The sequence below is a fragment of the Bhargavaea cecembensis genome (genome assembly GCF_000826125.2).
GTDB lineage: Bacteria > Bacillota > Bacilli > Bacillales_A > Planococcaceae > Bhargavaea > Bhargavaea cecembensis_B.
This window is the reverse complement of record NZ_LN651373.1, coordinates 1,166,119-1,182,663: the sequence shown is the minus strand read 5'-3', so window position 1 is coordinate 1,182,663 and position 16,545 is coordinate 1,166,119. Positions and strand designations below refer to the sequence as shown.

The following is a 16,545-nucleotide window of genomic DNA, read 5'->3' as shown; positions in this document are numbered from 1 at the left end:
GGACGGCGAAGAAATCCCGTTTTTGTCTTTTTTGATTGTGTGATGCGTCAGTATTCCATGATGATCGGGATGATCATCGGCCGGCGCTTCGTCTTTTGGTAAAGGTATGAATTGAGCGTATCGCGGATCTCCTGCTTGATGCTCGTCCATTCAAACGATTCCTTGTTGGAATACTTGCCGACGATCTTCTTCACGAGCTCGCCCGCCTCATCGAACAGTTCTCCCGAGTCACGCACGTAGACGAAACCTCTCGACAGGATCTCCGGACCCGCAGCGATCGTCTTTTTCTTGCGGTTGAGGGTGATGACGACGATGAAGATCCCGTCTTCCGACAACAGCTTCCGGTCGCGCAGGACGATGTTGCCGACATCCCCGACCCCGATGCCGTCAATGAGGACATTGCCCGCCTGGACACGGCCGCTCATGCGCATCTTGCCGTTTTTGTACTCGACGATGTCGCCCTTGTCCGCAATGAAGATGCGGGATTTCGGAAGGCCGGTCTGCTGGGCCAGCTTCGAGTGGGCGATCAGCATCCGGTACTCCCCCTGGATCGGGATGAAGAATTTCGGCTTCATGAGGTTGAGCATGAGCTTCAGGTCCTCCTGGCTGCCGTGCCCCGAAACATGGACTTTCCGGATTGCCGTCAGGACATCCGCGCCCGCCTTCGCCAGTTCGTTCATCGTGTTGTACATGCCGACTTCCATTCCTGCGGAAGGAGTGAAGGTGATGAGCACCGTGTCGGTGTCTTTGATCCGGATATCCTTATGCTGGCGCTTCACGATCCGTTCCAACGCATGCAGCGGTTCGCCCTGGTTGCCGGTCACGATGATGGCGATCTGGGAATCGTCGTATTTCCCGATTTCCTTGACCGGGATGACCGTGTCATCTTTCACATTCAAGTAACCGAGCTTGAGCCCCACGTGGAAGTAGGTCTCGAGCGATTTCCCGATGACCGCCACTTTCCGGCCCGTTTCCGCCGCCCGGTCAAGAACCTGCTGCATGCGGATGAAGTTCGATGCATAGAGGGCGATCAGGATCCGGCCCTGTGCCTTGTGGAAGGTCGTGGACAGCTGTTCCGCGATGACGGATTCCGGCGTCGTATGACCCGGTCGCTCCGCTTCGTTCGAATCGGACATGAGGATGAACACGCCTTCGTCCCCGAGGGCTGCCATCTTGGCCATGTCCGGGCGGTATTTGCCTTTGGCCGACTGGTCGAATTTGAACTCGCCGGTATGGACGATCGCGCCTTCGCTCGTATGGAAGACGATGCCGAGTGAATCCGGGATGCTGTGCGTCGTATTGAAGAACGTCACGTAGGTCCCTTCGAAGTTCATGCGGCTCCGGTTCGACACTTCATAGAATTTGACGTTCCCCGGAGCGGGCATCGCCTTCAGGTGCTCCTTCGCAAGCGCGATCGTCAGCTTCGACCCGTAGACGGGCGCCTGAACTTTGTTCAGAAGATAGGCAATCGAGCCGATTGCGTCTTCGTGCCCGTGCGTGAGGAAAATTCCCTTCAGCCGGTCTTTGTTTTCTTCGATATAGGTCATGTCCGGGATGACGATGTCGATTCCGAGCATCTCTCCTTCCGGGAACATGAGCCCGCTGTCGACGATGAACATCTCTTCGTCGATTTCGACGACATACATCGCCTTCCCGATCTCCCCGACTCCTCCGAGTGGGGTGACCTTGATGTTTTCATTTTTTGTCTTGGTCAATTGTACTCCTCCTAAATCGTACCCGTTCGATATCCGCTGTCCTCCATTATACGGGAGCAGAACTTTCAGCACAAATAAAAAAAAGGCCGTCGACCGGCCTTTCCTGATCCTTCTGTTCAAGCGGTATCCGTTGATTTGAAGCGGCGGAGCGCCTGTTCCACGGCTTTTGATCCCGCGGCGTCCAGCCCGACGAGCGGCAGGCGGACCCCGCCCGTCTCGATCCCCGCCGAGCGGAGGGCGTGCTTGACGGGTGCGGGGCTCGGGTNTTGAGCCCCACGTGGAAGTAGGTCTCGAGCGATTCCCCGATGACCGCCACTTTCCGGCCCGTTTCCGCCGCCCGGTCAAGAACCTGCTGCATGCGGATGAAGTTCGATGCATAGAGGGCGATCAGGATCCGGCCCTGTGCCTTGTGGAAGGTCGTGGACAGCTGTTCCGCGATGACGGATTCCGGCGTCGTATGACCCGGTCGCTCCGCTTCGTTCGAATCGGACATGAGGATGAACACGCCTTCGTCCCCGAGGGCTGCCATCTTGGCCATGTCCGGGCGGTATTTGCCTTTGGCCGACTGGTCGAATTTGAACTCGCCGGTATGGACGATCGCGCCTTCGCTCGTATGGAAGACGATGCCGAGTGAATCCGGGATGCTGTGCGTCGTATTGAAGAACGTCACGTAGGTCCCTTCGAAGTTCATGCGGCTCCGGTTCGACACTTCATAGAATTTGACGTTCCCCGGAGCGGGCATCGCCTTCAGGTGCTCCTTCGCAAGCGCGATCGTCAGCTTCGACCCGTAGACGGGCGCCTGAACTTTGTTCAGAAGATAGGCAATCGAGCCGATTGCGTCTTCGTGCCCGTGCGTGAGGAAAATTCCCTTCAGCCGGTCTTTGTTTTCTTCGATATAGGTCATGTCCGGGATGACGATGTCGATTCCGAGCATCTCTCCTTCCGGGAACATGAGCCCGCTGTCGACGATGAACATCTCTTCGTCGATTTCGACGACATACATCGCCTTCCCGATCTCCCCGACTCCTCCGAGTGGGGTGACCTTGATGTTTTCATTTTTTGTCTTGGTCAATTGTACTCCTCCTAAATCGTACCCGTTCGATATCCGCTGTCCTCCATTATACGGGAGCAGAACTTTCAGCACAAATAAAAAAAAGGCCGTCGACCGGCCTTTCCTGATCCTTCTGTTCAAGCGGTATCCGTTGATTTGAAGCGGCGGAGCGCCTGTTCCACGGCTTTTGATCCCGCGGCGTCCAGCCCGACGAGCGGCAGGCGGACCCCGCCCGTCTCGATCCCCGCCGAGCGGAGGGCGTGCTTGACGGGTGCGGGGCTCGGGTTCGAGAACAGCGCTTCCGAAAGCGCGCACACTTTTGCATGGAGGCGTACCGCTTCGTCCGCCCGCCCGCCGCGGAATGCCCGGATCATCTCCTGCATTTCCGTGCCCGCCACGTGGGAGGCGACCGAAACGACTCCGCGGCCTCCGATGGCCAGCACGGGCAGGGTCAGTCCGTCATCGCCGCTGTACAGCCGGAACCCCGGGTCCGTGCCGCTGATGACGGCCGTCATCTTGAGCAGGTCCCCTCCCGCCTCTTTCAGCGCCCGGACATTTTTGATGCCGGCCAGCGAAATGACGGTTTCCGGTTCGAGCCGGGAGGCGGTCCTCGACGGCACGTTGTAGAGCATGACCGGAAGCCGGGTGCTCTCTGCCGCTGCCTTGAAGTGGGCATGGATCCCCCGCTGGCCCGGCCGGTTGTAGTAAGGCGTGACGAGCATGATGCCGTCCGCTCCGATCCGTTCCGCTTCCTTTGTCAGGGCGATCGTCGAAGCCGTGCTGTTGCTGCCGGTGCCGGCGATGATCGGCACCCGCTGTTTCGAGGCTTCGACCGCCATCCTGATGACGGCTGCCCGTTCTGCGTCTGTCAATGTCGGGGATTCCCCCGTCGTCCCGCAGACGACGATCGAATCCGATCCCGTGCGGATCAGATGGTCGACGAGCAGCCGGAGCCGGCTTTCGTCGACTTCCCCTTGTTCATCGAACGGCGTGACCATCGCCGTCGAGATGTTGCCGAGTTCCATCGGCTCTTTCCCCTTTCACCGTTCCGTCCGCGATGAGCGCCTCCGCAATCTGGATCGAGTTGAGGGCGGCTCCCTTCAGCAGATTATCGGCCACGACCCATAGATGGAAGGCGCCCGGGACGTCAGGGTCTTTCCGCAGTCTTCCGGTGAACACATCATTTTTCCCTTCGGCAAACAGCGGCATCGGATACGACTGGCTGTCCGGATCGTCGAGGACCGTGATTCCCTCTGCCGCTTCAAGCGCCGCCCGGATGCCCGCTGTGTCCGCGGCCGCATCCCCCGTTTCGAAGTAGACGGATTCCGAGTGTCCCGTCACGACGGGGAGCCGGACACAAGTCGCCGAGACGCGGAGATCGGGCATTTCCATGATCTTCTTCGTCTCGTTGATCATCTTCCACTCCTCGAGCGTATAGCCGTCTTCGCCGAACACGTCGATCTGCGGGATGGCATTATAGGCGATCGGGAAATGTTTCTGATCTCCTTTCACGGGAAGCAGCGCCGCGCCGGCATCAGCCCGGCCGTCCATTCCGGCCCCCTGGCGTCCGAGTTCATCGATCGCATCCGCGCCGGCCCCCGAGACGGCCTGATAAGTCGAGACGATGACGCGGCTCAGGCCGAACTTCCTCCGGACGGGCTCAAGCGCACAGACCATCTGGATCGTCGAGCAGTTCGGATTGGCGATGAGGCCCCGGTGCCTTTTCAGGACGTCCCGGTTCACTTCCGGAACGACGAGCGGCGTGTCCGGATCCATCCGGAACGCACTCGTATTGTCGATGACCGTTGCCCCCCGACGGACCGCTTCCGGCGCAAGCGCCTTGGAAACGTTCCCGCCGGCACTGAAGAATGCGATGTCCACATCATCGAATTGCCCGGGGACCGCTTCCTCGACGATATGCTCCGTCCCGCGGAAACGCACAGAGGTGCCCGCCGACCGGGCGGAGGCAAGGAATTTCACCTTGTCCGCCGGAAAATTCCGTTCCTCAAGCTTTTCCGCGATTGTTCGGCCGACCGCTCCGGTGGCTCCGACGATTGCGACTGTGTATCCCATCCTGCAACACTCCCTATCTCTCATGATCGAATGTTCAGTATTATATCATGTTTATCGGGAGGATTTGTGATGATCTTCATTTTGTACTCATTGTGCCGGATGGTTGATGAGCACCGGCTGAAGCTGTCTGCCTTGGAGTGCCGCCTCGACCGCCGGCACCATCTTCGTGAAATCGCTGATGAGCGAGTTCGGCTTTTTGACCGGGTCGTCCTGCCCGAACGGGATGAAATAAATATTTTTCGTGTTGAGCAGCTTCATGATGTTCTGTCCGTTCAGTCCGAGCGCGTCGTTCGTCGAAATCCCGATCACGACCGGGGTCCCGTTCCGGAGTGTCGCCTTGGCCGCCATGAGCACCGGCGAATCCGTGACCGCATTCGCCAGCCTTGAAATCGAATTCCCCGTCATCGGGGCGATGACCATGCAGTCGACCGGATTTTTCGGGCCGAGCGGCTCGGCGTCCAGGATGGAAGAGATCACTGGAGCACCGGCTTCTTCCGTGATCCGCTTGATCCATTCCTCGCCTGTCCCGAACCGGGTCGCCGCAGTGAGCACCGAATGGGTGATGACCGGCACGACCGTCGCGCCCCGTTCGGTGAATGATCTGATCTTCGGGATGACATCCGCATAAGTGCAGTGTGACGCGGTAATGCCGAAACCGATCCGTTTTCCTTTAAGCATCGTTCCTCCCCTTCCGTTCGCCGTCAATCCTGCACAGCGCATCCGCAAGAAGGCGGGCCGCATCTTCCGGAAACCACTTCCCGGGAAGCGCAGGCAGTAATTCATAGTATTCATGACGGCGGCCGGGGGCTAGGCAGCCCGGCGAGGAGGCGAGATCCAGGATGCGGTCCGGCCTGACGGGACCTTCCGGATCGAGCCANGGCAAGGAATTTCACCTTGTCCGCCGGAAAATTCCGTTCCTCAAGCTTTTCCGCGATTGTTCGGCCGACCGCTCCGGTGGCTCCGACGATTGCGACTGTGTATCCCATCCTGCAACACTCCCTATCTCTCATGATCGAATGTTCAGTATTATATCATGTTTATCGGGAGGATTTGTGATGATCTTCATTTTGTACTCATTGTGCCGGATGGTTGATGAGCACCGGCTGAAGCTGTCTGCCTTGGAGTGCCGCCTCGACCGCCGGCACCATCTTCGTGAAATCGCTGATGAGCGAGTTCGGCTTTTTGACCGGGTCGTCCTGCCCGAACGGGATGAAATAAATATTTTTCGTGTTGAGCAGCTTCATGATGTTCTGTCCGTTCAGTCCGAGCGCGTCGTTCGTCGAAATCCCGATCACGACCGGGGTCCCGTTCCGGAGTGTCGCCTTGGCCGCCATGAGCACCGGCGAATCCGTGACCGCATTCGCCAGCCTTGAAATCGAATTCCCCGTCATCGGGGCGATGACCATGCAGTCGACCGGATTTTTCGGGCCGAGCGGCTCGGCGTCCAGGATGGAAGAGATCACTGGAGCACCGGCTTCTTCCGTGATCCGCTTGATCCATTCCTCGCCTGTCCCGAACCGGGTCGCCGCAGTGAGCACCGAATGGGTGATGACCGGCACGACCGTCGCGCCCCGTTCGGTGAATGATCTGATCTTCGGGATGACATCCGCATAAGTGCAGTGTGACGCGGTAATGCCGAAACCGATCCGTTTTCCTTTAAGCATCGTTCCTCCCCTTCCGTTCGCCGTCAATCCTGCACAGCGCATCCGCAAGAAGGCGGGCCGCATCTTCCGGAAACCACTTCCCGGGAAGCGCAGGCAGTAATTCATAGTATTCATGACGGCGGCCGGGGGCTAGGCAGCCCGGCGAGGAGGCGAGATCCAGGATGCGGTCCGGCCTGACGGGACCTTCCGGATCGAGCCATCGTGACGGGATCGTATTGATGAGCACTGCCGGCATTACCGATTTCATCCCTGCGGTGAGCGGACAGACGGCGAACCCTTCCTGATTCGCCTCCGCGACCGCGGCCGGCGACCGGGCCATCACGGCAACGCGGGCTCCGGCCGGGCCGAGAAGCCGCGCAAGCGCCTTTCCGACCCGCCCGTAGCCGGCGATATGGAATTCCTTCCCGCGGACCGAACCGCCGCCTCCCGAGTACCAGGATGCGAGGAACCCTTCTGCCGTCAGCCCGGCGTTCTCCCACACGAACCGCTCTTCGTTGAGATAAAGGAGCGGATCTTTTCCGGCTTTGCCGAGTGCACCTTTCCACCCTTCATCCAGTTGCCCCGCATATATGTCGCCTGTCAGTTCAAGGACGCCGTCTGCCGGAAGGCCGGGCATTGGACGGAACGGGAGTACGAGGCGATTCGGCCGGTTCTCCGTGATCAGCCGGTCGGTTTCCGGGCTCCAGTGATCCTGCTCATGAAGGACAACGAGTCCGCCGCCTGCTTTCAGGCGATCCGCCGCAATGCGCAGCCGCGGATCCGTTCCGATGAGAACCCATTGTGCCCTGCTCAATCAAACATCCCCTCATGGAGCGGCTTTGTCCGTCTGAACAAGATCCGGTCATCGCCGATGAGGACGATTTCCTCCCATGGAATGTATTCCGCCTCGCCTGTTTTCCGGCCGCCCTGGAGCCAGCCGCCCCGGCGCCGGAGCTCGAATCCGTAAATGCGGCCGCTCTTCGGGTCAAACAGCATTTCTGTGTCGGCGAGCAGGCCGTAGCGGACGCCCTCCTCCATCTGGATGAGCTCCTTTTCGGCCATTGTCGACAAGAGCATTCCTCCACTTCCTTCCCCGCGGATTGTTTCTAAGACCCTTTCTATCCACTATATGCTGTCCGCCCGGGGTGATGTGAGCGGAAGGGGCGGGGGGCGGAAAACTCCGCTGCCCGGAAATGACGAAAAGCCACCCGCGTGGATGGCTTTTCAGGAAGGAAGAATGATGGCAGTCGCACGCGGGCCGGAAAGCAGGTCCCGGGCGAGACGGTCGACCTGCTCTTTTTCGACTTGCGCGAAGCTTTCCATCACTTCTTCCGGGGTTTTATGTTCGCCGGTGAACAGCTCGTTCTTTCCGTTGCGGCTCATCCGGGCACCGGGATTTTCAAGCCCGAGCAGCATGCTGCCCCGCATCTGGCCGGCTGCATCTTCAAGCTCGGCCGACGTGGCGCCGGATTTGAGGAGGTTGCGGATTTCCGCATCGATCGCTTCTTGCATTTCACCCAGACGGTCCGGCGACGTGCCGCCGTAAATGGTGACCGATCCGCTGTCTGAGTAGGAGGAATGATAGGAATAGATGGAGTAGGCGAGCCCTTTCTCCTCCCGGAGCGATTGGAACAGCCGGGAAGACATGCTTCCGCCGAGCAGGCCGTTCAGGACAATCAGTGCATAGATGTCCGGGTCGTTGACGTCAAGCCCCGGAAATCCGATGCACAGATGCGCTTGCTCCGCTTCCCGCTTTTTCCGGATATTGCCCGCCTGGAATGCCGGCGGTGCCAGAGCGGGAGACCGGAGACCGGATGGCTTCCATCCGCCGAACAGCTCCGCAGCTTTGGCGATCAGGGAATCATCGATCTTCCCCGCGAGCGAAATGACGGTGTTTTCCGGCCGGTAATGCCTCGACATGAAGTTCCGGGCCTGCTCTTCCGTGAAGGAGCGGACGCTTTCCTTCGTGCCGAGGATCGGCCGGCCCATCGGATGTTCCGGATACATAGCCGCCATGAGCTGCTCATGGACATCATCTTCCGGGTCATCTTCGACCATGGCGATTTCTTCGGTGATGACTGATTTCTCTTTCTCCATTTCTTCTGCATCAAACAGCGAATGGAAGAACATGTCCGCCAGCACTTCGAGCGAATCCGACGCATGTTCGTCCAGGACTTTCATGAAATAACACGTCTCTTCCATGGAAGTGAAGGCGTTGACGTCTCCGCCCGTCCGGTCGAATGCGACGGCAATGTCCCGTGCCGACCGGCGTGCGGTTCCCTTGAACAGCATATGTTCGATGAAGTGGGCGATGCCTTCCTCCCCGGCCGCCTCATTTCGCGAACCGGCTTTCACCCAGATGCCCGCCGAAACGGAACGCACTGTCGGCATCGATTCATGCACGATCCGCACTCCGTTCGGCAAGGTCAGTTTCTTGATCATCGGCCTCCCCCTTTCTGGTGCGCAACCCAAAAGAGGGACCGGCCTTCAGCATTGGCCGGTCCCTCTTCTTGCCGAGCAATCAGGATTGCGCTTCGTTCTCTTCTTCTTTCAGAACAATTTTGCGGGACAGGTTGACCCTGCCGTGGTTGTCGATCTCAATGACTTTCACCCGGACGACATCGCCGAGTTTCAGGACGTCTTCGACTTTGTTTGTGCGCTGCTCCTGGATTTCGGAAATATGGAGAAGTCCGTCTTTGCCCGGGAACAGTTCAACGAACGCGCCGAACTTCTCGATCCGTTTGACTTTGCCTTCGTAGTATTCTCCGACCTGCGCTTCACGAACGATATTCTCGATGATGGATTTGGCTTTTTCGTTCATTGCCTGATCGACGGACGAAATGAAGATGGTTCCGTCCTGTTCGGTGTCGATCTTGACGCCGGTCTCTTCGATGATCTTGTTGATCTGCTTGCCGCCCGGTCCGATCACGTCGCGGATCTTTTCCGGCTTGATCTTCACAACGAGGATCTTCGGAGCGAAGTCGGACAGGTTCTCACGCGGCGATGAAATGGCGGACATCATGTTTTCCATGATGTGCATGCGCCCTTTCTTCGCCTGGGCAAGTGCTTCTTCAAGGATTTCACGGGAAAGTCCTTCCACTTTGATGTCCATCTGAAGAGCCGTGATGCCTTTTTCGGTGCCGGCGACCTTGAAGTCCATGTCGCCGAGCGCATCTTCCATGCCCTGGATGTCGGAAAGGACTGTATAATTGTCCCCGTTTTTGACGAGCCCCATCGCGATGCCTGCAACCGGTGCCTTGATCGGCACGCCGGCATCCATCATGGCCATTGTCGAAGCACAAATCGACGCCTGCGAGGACGATCCGTTAGACTCGAGCACTTCGGAGACGACACGGACTGTGTACGGGAACTCTTCCTCGGACGGCACGATCGGTTCCAGCGCGCGCTCCCCGAGTGCCCCGTGACCGATTTCCCGGCGGCCCGGCGAGCGGATCGGTCCGGTTTCCCCGACACTGAACTGCGGGAAGTTGTAGTGGTGCATGAACCGCTTCGATTCTTCGATTCCGAGTCCGTCGATGATTTGGACATCGCCGAGCGCACCGAGCGTACAGATGCTGAGCACCTGCGTCTGGCCCCGCGTGAAGAGTGCAGAGCCATGTGTCCGGCCAAGCACGCCCGCTTCCGAAGCAAGCGGACGGATTTCATCCGGGCGACGGCCGTCGGGACGGATCTTTTCATCCGTGATGAGCCTGCGGACCTCTCCCTTGACGATTTTGTCGAGTGCCGCGCGGACTTGTCCAAGATCGGTTTCTTCCGACTCGGCATAGCTCTCCATGATCTCCTTCTTCACTGCCTGGATCGCTTCTTCCCGCGCGTGCTTCTCCTTCACCTGGATCGCTTCGAGCAGGCGGGCTTCCGCCTTTTCCCTCACTTCTCCAAGCAGGTTTTCATCCAGTTGGAACAGCTTGATCTCGCGGTCTTCCTTCGCATTTTCGGAAGCAATCTGCTCCTGGAAGGCGATGAGGCGCTTGATCTCCTCGTGCCCGAACATGATCGCTTCGAGCATGACCGACTCTTCAACTTCCTTCGCGCCGGCTTCGACCATGTTGACGGCATCTTTCGTGCCGGCGACGATCAGGTCGATGTCGCTTTCCGCTTCCTGTGCAACCGTCGGATTGATGACAAATTCACCGTTGATGCGGCCTACCTGGACACCTGCAATCGGACCGCCGAACGGAATGTCCGACACCATCAGGGCAAGGGACGAACCAAACATGGCCGCCATTTCGGAAGAGCAGTCCTGGTCGACGGACATGACCATGGAAATGACCTGCACTTCGTTCCGGAAACCGTCAGGGAACAGCGGACGGATCGGGCGGTCGATCAGACGGCTCGTCAGCACGGCCTTTTCGGAAGGACGACCTTCCCGTTTGATGAAGCCTCCCGGGATTTTGCCGACTGCATACAGCCGCTCCTCGTAGTTGACGGTGAGCGGGAAGAAATCGAGCGGCTTCGGCTCCTTGGATGCCGTGGCGGTCGACAGGACAGCCGTATCGCCGTAACGCACAAGAACTGCACCATTTGCCTGCTTGGCAAATTTACCGGTTTCCACGATCAATTCGCGGCCGGCCCAGTTGAAGGTGTACTTCTTCTGATTGTCGTTCATCGGATTGCTCCTCTCTTCAATACCCTTATTTATCTTGGCCCTTTATACTTGGTGGCATTCCGGGCGGGGCTTGCGTTTTTGTTCTGTCTAGCTACGGGCCAGACCCTCGGGGTCATAAGTCCGCCGGCTCTGCGAAGCAGGCTTCGCTCCGCCGTCGGCCTTATGCCTGTCGGAGGGCCGCTGCAAGCGGGTCAGTCAGCCAGTGTCGCAAAGCGGCGATCTTTGGCTGACTTCCTCTCCCGGCCCGCTCCGCTTTTCTTCTGTCCAGCTCCGGGCGGCAATGTTTTTTGTGCCCAAAAGCAAAGCGTTGGGCAACAGGGGCTCGGAGGCCCGCGTCAGCGGGTCAGTCAGCCGCGTGTCGGCAGACTTCCTCTCTTATGCCTGTCGCCCCTTTCAGCCGCCCTCCGCTTTTCTTCTGTCTAGCTGCGCGGGCCAGACCCTCGGGGTCGTAAGTCATTCAGCTCCGCGAGGCAAGCCTCGCTGCACTGACTGTCTTACGCCTGTCAGGTCTAGGCGGCCCGCTCCGCTTTTCTTTGTATGTATCTAATTTAGTGTACCAAAAACGGGGGCGGGATGCGAAGGGATTTCGGGCATAGAAAAAAGCGGGCCGAAGCCCGCTTTTGCATGGTTACGCGATTATCGGCGGAGGCCGAGTTTCGCGATCAGGTCGCGATAGCGTTGAACGTCGTTTTCACGAAGATACTTGAGCAGATTCCGGCGACGGCCGACCATTTTGTAAAGGCCGCGGCGGGAGTGGTGGTCTTTCTTGTGTGTGCGCAAGTGTCCGTTCAGGTTGTTGATCTCTTCCGTGAGGATAGCGATCTGGATATCCGGGGAACCCGTATCCGATTCGTGCGTGCGGAACTCTTGGATGAGTTCATTTTTACGCTCTTTTGTCAATGCCATCCTGTTCACCTCCAAAACTTTTTTAGAATAATATCCCCAATTCCCGAGCAAACGTTGGTGAATCGATTGCCAAGCAATGGTTGAGTGCTTTTCAGCACAAACAAATCATATCACAGCCGGCGGTTCGATTCAACTGCCGGATAAACCCGAAAGCCGTTTTTCCGCTTCCTCTTTGTCTCGGCCGATCTGCTCTTTCAAGGCTTCCACTCCGTCAAACCGGCGCTCTTCCCGGATCCGGTCCATCCAGAGGATGCGGGCCTGCTTGCCGTACAAGTCCCCGTCGAACCCGATCAGATGGACTTCTACTGAAAGCGAGGTTTTGTCCGGGTCTTTGAAAGTCGGGCGGTAGCCGGCGTTCAGGACACCCGGATACCGGTTCCCGTCCCACTCGAAATAAACCGCGTAGACGCCCGGGGCCGGCAGGCAGGATCCGTCGGCAGGGTTCACGTTTGCCGTAGGGAAGCCGATCAGCCTTCCCCGCTTGTCACCTTCCACAACGGTCCCGTCCGTCATGAGCGGGCGGCCGAGAAGCCGTGCCGCCTCCTCCACTTCCCCTTCTGCGAGAAGCTGCCGGATCCGGGTGGAACTGATTTTCTCTCCGTGGTCTTCCACTTTCCCGATCACGGATACTTCATATGCCCCGTCCGCCAGCCGCTCCAGGTCATCCGGCGTGCCTTTTCCGAACTTGCCGAACGTGAAGTCAAAGCCGGTCGTGATGTGCCGGATGCCGATGCCTTTTACATAGGAATCCACAAACTCCCCGGGCGTCATCGAAGCGAATGCTTTCGTGAACCGGATCACGAAGACGGCCTCGATTCCCATGTTCCTCAGGATTTCGATTTTCTGTTCCATCGGCGTGATATAAGTCACGCCCTCCCGGTTGCCGAGCACGGCGGACGGGTGAGGGTCGAATGTCATGACGGCCGGCGTCAGCCCTTCGTTGCGGGCTGCCTCCAGCGCATGGCGGATCACTTTCTGGTGTCCTCTGTGGATCCCGTCGAAAAATCCGGCGGCAACCGAAAATGAATCGCCGGCGGTATCCGGTATTTCAGGATAGGTGATCTGATAAACCTTCATTTGTTTTCCCTCTCTTCCATCGGCGGCCCGAACATTTTTTCGGGCTTCATCTTTGCCGGTTTTTCGGGATGCAGCCGGTACACCGCTACTGCCCTGTAGCCTGCGGTGAACACGATCCGCGCGTTCTCTTCAAGCAGGGGATGGGCGTCGAGAACCTGTCCGTTCAGCACCTGGCGCAGGAGACCGGGATCTGCTTCGACGAACGGAAACCCGGCAAGTGCCCGTTCCAGCGGCAGGATGGCATCTGTCAGTGTGCCGGCCTCCTGGCGTTCAGCCACTTCACCGAGCGTCAGGCAGTCTTTCGCGGTGAACGATCCGGAGGCGGTCCGGACAAGTGATTCCATATGAGCCGGGTAGCCGAGTTCACTGCCGATCCTGACGGCAAGCGTCCGGATGTAAGTCCCTTTGCCGCATTCAACCCGGATCGGAAACCCCGGCTCCGCTCCTTCGAAAAGTTCCGGGCCGGACAGCAGTTCCATCCGGCGGATCGTCACCGTCCGTGATGGGCGCTCCACTTCAATACCCTTCCGTGCATACTCATAAAGCTTCCGGCCGTTCACTTTAACCGCCGAATACATCGGAGGGGTCTGGACGATATTCCCGGTGAGCGAGGCGAGCACACGGCGCACTTCATCGGCCGGTATCCGTTTATCAGAAAGATCCTCTTCGACCGTCTCGCCGGACGCATCCTCCGTTTCGGTCGCCCTGCCGAGACGGACGACCGCCTCGTAGGTCTTCCCGGCGTCCGTCACATACTCCGCCGTCTTCGTCGCCCGGCCGAGGCAGATCGGGAGAACCCCTTCAACGTCGGGGTCGAGCGTTCCGGTGTGGCCGATCCGTTTCATCCGCAAGATTTTCCGCAGCCGGAAGACGCAGTCATGGGAAGTCATCCCCTTTTCCTTCCAGAGCGGCAGGATCCCTTCATACATGCAGGATCCCTCCTTTCCTATGTACGGAAAACGAGCCTGCACCGAATCCGGCTGCAGGCTCTTTCCATTATTCCTCGGATTCCGGCTTCGATTCATTGACTTGCCGGAGAAGAGATTCAATCCGGTTGCCGTAGTCGACCGACTCATCGAATTCAAAGAAGATTTCAGGGGTCTTGCGGAGGCGGATCCGGTTGCCGATCTCAGACCGGATGAACCCTTTCGCCTTCGTGAGCCCTTTGAGCGTCTCTTCCTTCTGGCGGTCGTCTCCCAGCACGGAAATGAAAATCGTGGCCTGCTGAAGATCACCGGTCACCTCGACATCCGTCACAGTGACGAACCCGATGCGCGGATCCTTCAGCTTTCGGCTGATGATCTCTCCCAGCTCTTTCTTCATCTGTTCCGCCACGCGGTTGGCCCTCATTGTCATCTTGAACACCTCGGCTTCCGCTATAAGTCTTGCTTGATGCTTTCGGTCATCTCCCAGCCGGAGTGGGACATCAGGAAGTTCAGCACGCGGTCGATCTCACGCTCGGCGGATGTCCTGGATGAGGCCACCGCGACGACCGAAATGCCGGCCCGCTGCCAAAGGTCCTGATGGCCCGTTTCGGCGATGGAGACATTGTACTGCTGTCTGACCCGTGTGATCATGCGCTGCAAGATCGCCCGTTTTTCTTTCAATGAATGCGTGTCATAAAGATAGAATTCGCATTCGGCGAGGATGATCACGCCCGCTTGATCTCTTCCATGACGTAAGCTTCGATGATATCGCCTTCCTGGATGTCATTGAAGTTCTTGATCGTCATCCCGCATTCATAGCCGCGGGCCACTTCTTTTGCGTCGTCCTTGAACCGCTTCAGCGTATCGAGTTCGCCTTCGAAGATGACGACGCTGTCCCGGATCACCCGGACACCGGAATCCCGCGTCACTTTGCCTTCCGTGACGTAGGCACCTGCAATCGTGCCGACTTTCGATACTTTGAAGGTCTCGCGGACTTCCGCCTGGCCGATGATCTTTTCTTCGAATTCCGGATCCAGGAGGCCCTTCATCGCGGATTCGATTTCCTCGATCACTTTGTAGATGACGCGGTGGAGACGGATATCGACGCCTTCCTCATCCGCCGCCCGCTTGGCATTGACATCCGGACGGACGTTGAAGCCGATGATGATGGCGTTCGAAGCCGCCGCCAGGCTGATGTCGGATTCGGTGATCGCACCGACGCCGGTGTGGATGATCTTGACGTTGACTCCTTCAACCTCGATCTTCATGAGTGAAGCGGCCATCGCTTCGACCGTGCCCTGGACGTCAGCCTTGACGATGAGGTTCAGTTCCTTCATCTCGCCCTGCTTCATCTGCTCGAACAGATTGTCGAGAGTGACGCGGGACTTCTCGCCGCGCTGTTCCTGGAGCACGTCCATCGCGCGGGATTCCCCGACCTGGCGGGCCGTCTTTTCGTCCTTGAATACGACGAACCGGTCTCCGGCGAGCGGCACATCGCTCAGACCCGTGATTTCAACCGGTGTGGACGGCTCGGCATCTTTCACACGGCGGCCGACATCGTTGACCATTGCACGGACGCGTCCGAATGTGGAGCCGACAACGATCGGATCACCGATTTTCAGTGTTCCGTCCTGGACGAGGAGCGTTGCAACGGAGCCGCGGCCCTTGTCAAGCCGTGCTTCGATGACCGTCCCGCGTGCCCGCTTGTCCGGATTGGCCTTCAGTTCCTCGACTTCGGATACGAGCAAGACCATTTCGATCAGCGTATCGATTCCTTCGCCTTTCAGCGCCGAAATCGGAACGAAGATCGTGTCTCCGCCCCATGCTTCGGGAACGAGTCCGTGTTCGGTCAGTTCCTGCATGACCCGGTCCGGGTTTGCGGATGGCTTATCCATCTTGTTGACTGCAACGATGATCGGAACTTCCGCCGCTTTCGCGTGGTTGATCGCTTCGACCGTCTGCGGCATGACTCCGTCGTCTGCCGCCACGACGAGGATCGTGATGTCGGTGATCTTCGCCCCGCGCGCACGCATTGTCGTGAAGGCCGCGTGGCCCGGTGTATCGAGGAATGTGATCTTTTTATTGTTGTCCGTGATCTGATAGGCGCCGATATGCTGGGTGATGCCGCCGGCTTCGCCTTCGGTCACTTTCGTGTTGCGGATCGAGTCAAGGAGAGTCGTCTTCCCGTGGTCGACGTGGCCCATGATCGTCACGACCGGCGGACGTTCTTCCTTGTGCTCGTCCTCGCCTTCTTCATCTTCGAAGTAGGTTTCAAGGTCGGTGATGTCAATGCGGATCTCTTCCTCAACCTCTACCCCGTAATCGGCGCAGATGAGCTCAATTGCATCTTTGTCGAGCTCTTGGTTGATGGTCGCCATCACGCCGAGCATGAACAGCTTCTTGATGATTTCTGAAGGTTCGCGTCCGAGCTTCTTCGCCAGTTCCGCGACGGAGAGGGATTCATAGAACGTGATTTTCTCCGGAAGCGGTTTTGGTACGCGCGGCGCCTGTTGGACCGGCTGCCGTT

At 58.4% G+C, this 16,545-nt stretch carries 15 protein-coding genes and 2 pseudogenes; all 17 read right to left on the bottom strand.

Features of this window, described 5'->3' with window-relative positions; all coding sequences use genetic code 11:
• Nucleotides 1-47 precede the first annotated feature (47 nt).
• Complete coding sequence (locus tag BN1189_RS11350; protein WP_040228177.1) at nucleotides 48-1,715, bottom strand: ribonuclease J; 1,668 nt, start codon at nucleotides 1,713-1,715, stop codon at nucleotides 48-50.
• Between the two features lie 268 nt (nucleotides 1,716-1,983).
• Nucleotides 1,984-2,787, bottom strand: a pseudogene (locus BN1189_RS11345) (ribonuclease J); the annotation flags it as partial.
• Nucleotides 2,788-2,903: 116 nt separating this feature from the next.
• A complete protein-coding gene (dapA, locus tag BN1189_RS11340; RefSeq protein ID WP_040228174.1) occupies nucleotides 2,904-3,791 on the bottom strand; it encodes a 4-hydroxy-tetrahydrodipicolinate synthase in 888 nt (295 codons plus the stop codon).
• A complete protein-coding gene (locus BN1189_RS11335) occupies nucleotides 3,745-4,839 on the bottom strand; it encodes an aspartate-semialdehyde dehydrogenase (RefSeq protein ID WP_040228171.1) in 1,095 nt (364 codons plus the stop codon). Before BN1189_RS11335 ends, dapA begins: the two co-directional genes overlap by 47 nt.
• A gap of 87 nt (nucleotides 4,840-4,926) precedes the next feature.
• Nucleotides 4,927-5,517 carry a dipicolinate synthase subunit B gene (locus BN1189_RS11330; protein ID WP_040228165.1) on the bottom strand — a complete coding sequence of 197 codons (591 nt, stop codon included), beginning with the start codon at nucleotides 5,515-5,517 and terminating at the stop codon, nucleotides 4,927-4,929.
• A gap of 188 nt (nucleotides 5,518-5,705) precedes the next feature.
• Nucleotides 5,706-5,825, bottom strand: a pseudogene (locus tag BN1189_RS16835) (aspartate-semialdehyde dehydrogenase); the annotation flags it as partial.
• An 87-nt stretch (nucleotides 5,826-5,912) separates the two neighbouring features.
• The gene (locus BN1189_RS11320; RefSeq protein ID WP_040228165.1) at nucleotides 5,913-6,503 is read right to left on the bottom strand and encodes a dipicolinate synthase subunit B; all 591 of its coding nucleotides are present in this window, start codon (nucleotides 6,501-6,503) and stop codon (nucleotides 5,913-5,915) included.
• The gene (locus BN1189_RS11315; RefSeq protein ID WP_052455825.1) at nucleotides 6,496-7,296 is read right to left on the bottom strand and encodes a hypothetical protein; all 801 of its coding nucleotides are present in this window, start codon (nucleotides 7,294-7,296) and stop codon (nucleotides 6,496-6,498) included. The genes BN1189_RS11320 and BN1189_RS11315 overlap by 8 nt, the downstream gene beginning before the upstream one ends.
• The gene (locus BN1189_RS11310) at nucleotides 7,293-7,559 is read right to left on the bottom strand and encodes a YlmC/YmxH family sporulation protein (RefSeq protein ID WP_040228163.1); all 267 of its coding nucleotides are present in this window, start codon (nucleotides 7,557-7,559) and stop codon (nucleotides 7,293-7,295) included. Before BN1189_RS11310 ends, BN1189_RS11315 begins: the two co-directional genes overlap by 4 nt.
• A gap of 147 nt (nucleotides 7,560-7,706) precedes the next feature.
• Nucleotides 7,707-8,924, bottom strand: a complete 1,218-nt coding sequence (locus tag BN1189_RS11305) for a M16 family metallopeptidase (protein ID WP_040228161.1) — start codon at nucleotides 8,922-8,924, stop codon at nucleotides 7,707-7,709.
• Nucleotides 8,925-9,003: 79 nt separating this feature from the next.
• Nucleotides 9,004-11,109, bottom strand: a complete 2,106-nt coding sequence (locus BN1189_RS11300) for a polyribonucleotide nucleotidyltransferase (protein WP_040228159.1) — start codon at nucleotides 11,107-11,109, stop codon at nucleotides 9,004-9,006.
• A gap of 636 nt (nucleotides 11,110-11,745) precedes the next feature.
• Complete coding sequence (gene rpsO, locus BN1189_RS11295; protein ID WP_040228156.1) at nucleotides 11,746-12,015, bottom strand: 30S ribosomal protein S15; 270 nt, start codon at nucleotides 12,013-12,015, stop codon at nucleotides 11,746-11,748.
• Nucleotides 12,016-12,144: 129 nt separating this feature from the next.
• On the bottom strand, nucleotides 12,145-13,092 hold the full coding sequence (locus BN1189_RS11290; RefSeq protein WP_040228154.1) for a bifunctional riboflavin kinase/FAD synthetase: 948 nt from the start codon (nucleotides 13,090-13,092) through the stop codon (nucleotides 12,145-12,147).
• The gene (truB, locus tag BN1189_RS11285) at nucleotides 13,089-14,021 is read right to left on the bottom strand and encodes a tRNA pseudouridine(55) synthase TruB (protein ID WP_040228149.1); all 933 of its coding nucleotides are present in this window, start codon (nucleotides 14,019-14,021) and stop codon (nucleotides 13,089-13,091) included. The genes BN1189_RS11290 and truB overlap by 4 nt, the downstream gene beginning before the upstream one ends.
• Before the next feature lie 67 nt (nucleotides 14,022-14,088).
• Nucleotides 14,089-14,448, bottom strand: a complete 360-nt coding sequence (rbfA, locus tag BN1189_RS11280; RefSeq protein ID WP_040228307.1) for a 30S ribosome-binding factor RbfA — start codon at nucleotides 14,446-14,448, stop codon at nucleotides 14,089-14,091.
• Between the two features lie 20 nt (nucleotides 14,449-14,468).
• Nucleotides 14,469-14,747, bottom strand: a complete 279-nt coding sequence (locus BN1189_RS11275; protein ID WP_040228147.1) for a DUF503 domain-containing protein — start codon at nucleotides 14,745-14,747, stop codon at nucleotides 14,469-14,471.
• On the bottom strand, nucleotides 14,744-16,545 hold a 1,802-nt coding region (gene infB / locus BN1189_RS11270), incomplete at its 5' end, for a translation initiation factor IF-2 (protein WP_040228145.1). The genes BN1189_RS11275 and infB, both read right to left, overlap by 4 nt.

Excerpts from the sequence above, each read along its gene's own strand:
- dapA (WP_040228174.1), bottom strand. The coding sequence starts at position 3,791 with ATGGAACTCGGCAACATCTCGACGGCGATGGTCACGCCGTTCGATGAA.
- BN1189_RS11320 (WP_040228165.1), bottom strand. The coding sequence starts at position 6,503 with ATGCTTAAAGGAAAACGGATCGGTTTCGGCATTACCGCGTCACACTGC.
- BN1189_RS11335 (WP_040228171.1), bottom strand. The coding sequence starts at position 4,839 with ATGGGATACACAGTCGCAATCGTCGGAGCCACCGGAGCGGTCGGCCGA.
- truB (WP_040228149.1), bottom strand. The coding sequence starts at position 14,021 with ATGTATGAAGGGATCCTGCCGCTCTGGAAGGAAAAGGGGATGACTTCC.
- rpsO (WP_040228156.1), bottom strand. The coding sequence starts at position 12,015 with ATGGCATTGACAAAAGAGCGTAAAAATGAACTCATCCAAGAGTTCCGC.
- BN1189_RS11290 (WP_040228154.1), bottom strand. The coding sequence starts at position 13,092 with ATGAAGGTTTATCAGATCACCTATCCTGAAATACCGGATACCGCCGGC.
- rbfA (WP_040228307.1), bottom strand. The coding sequence starts at position 14,448 with ATGACAATGAGGGCCAACCGCGTGGCGGAACAGATGAAGAAAGAGCTG.
- BN1189_RS11310 (WP_040228163.1), bottom strand. The coding sequence starts at position 7,559 with ATGCTCTTGTCGACAATGGCCGAAAAGGAGCTCATCCAGATGGAGGAG.
- BN1189_RS11305 (WP_040228161.1), bottom strand. The coding sequence starts at position 8,924 with ATGATCAAGAAACTGACCTTGCCGAACGGAGTGCGGATCGTGCATGAA.
- BN1189_RS11300 (WP_040228159.1), bottom strand. The coding sequence starts at position 11,109 with ATGAACGACAATCAGAAGAAGTACACCTTCAACTGGGCCGGCCGCGAA.
- BN1189_RS11330 (WP_040228165.1), bottom strand. The coding sequence starts at position 5,517 with ATGCTTAAAGGAAAACGGATCGGTTTCGGCATTACCGCGTCACACTGC.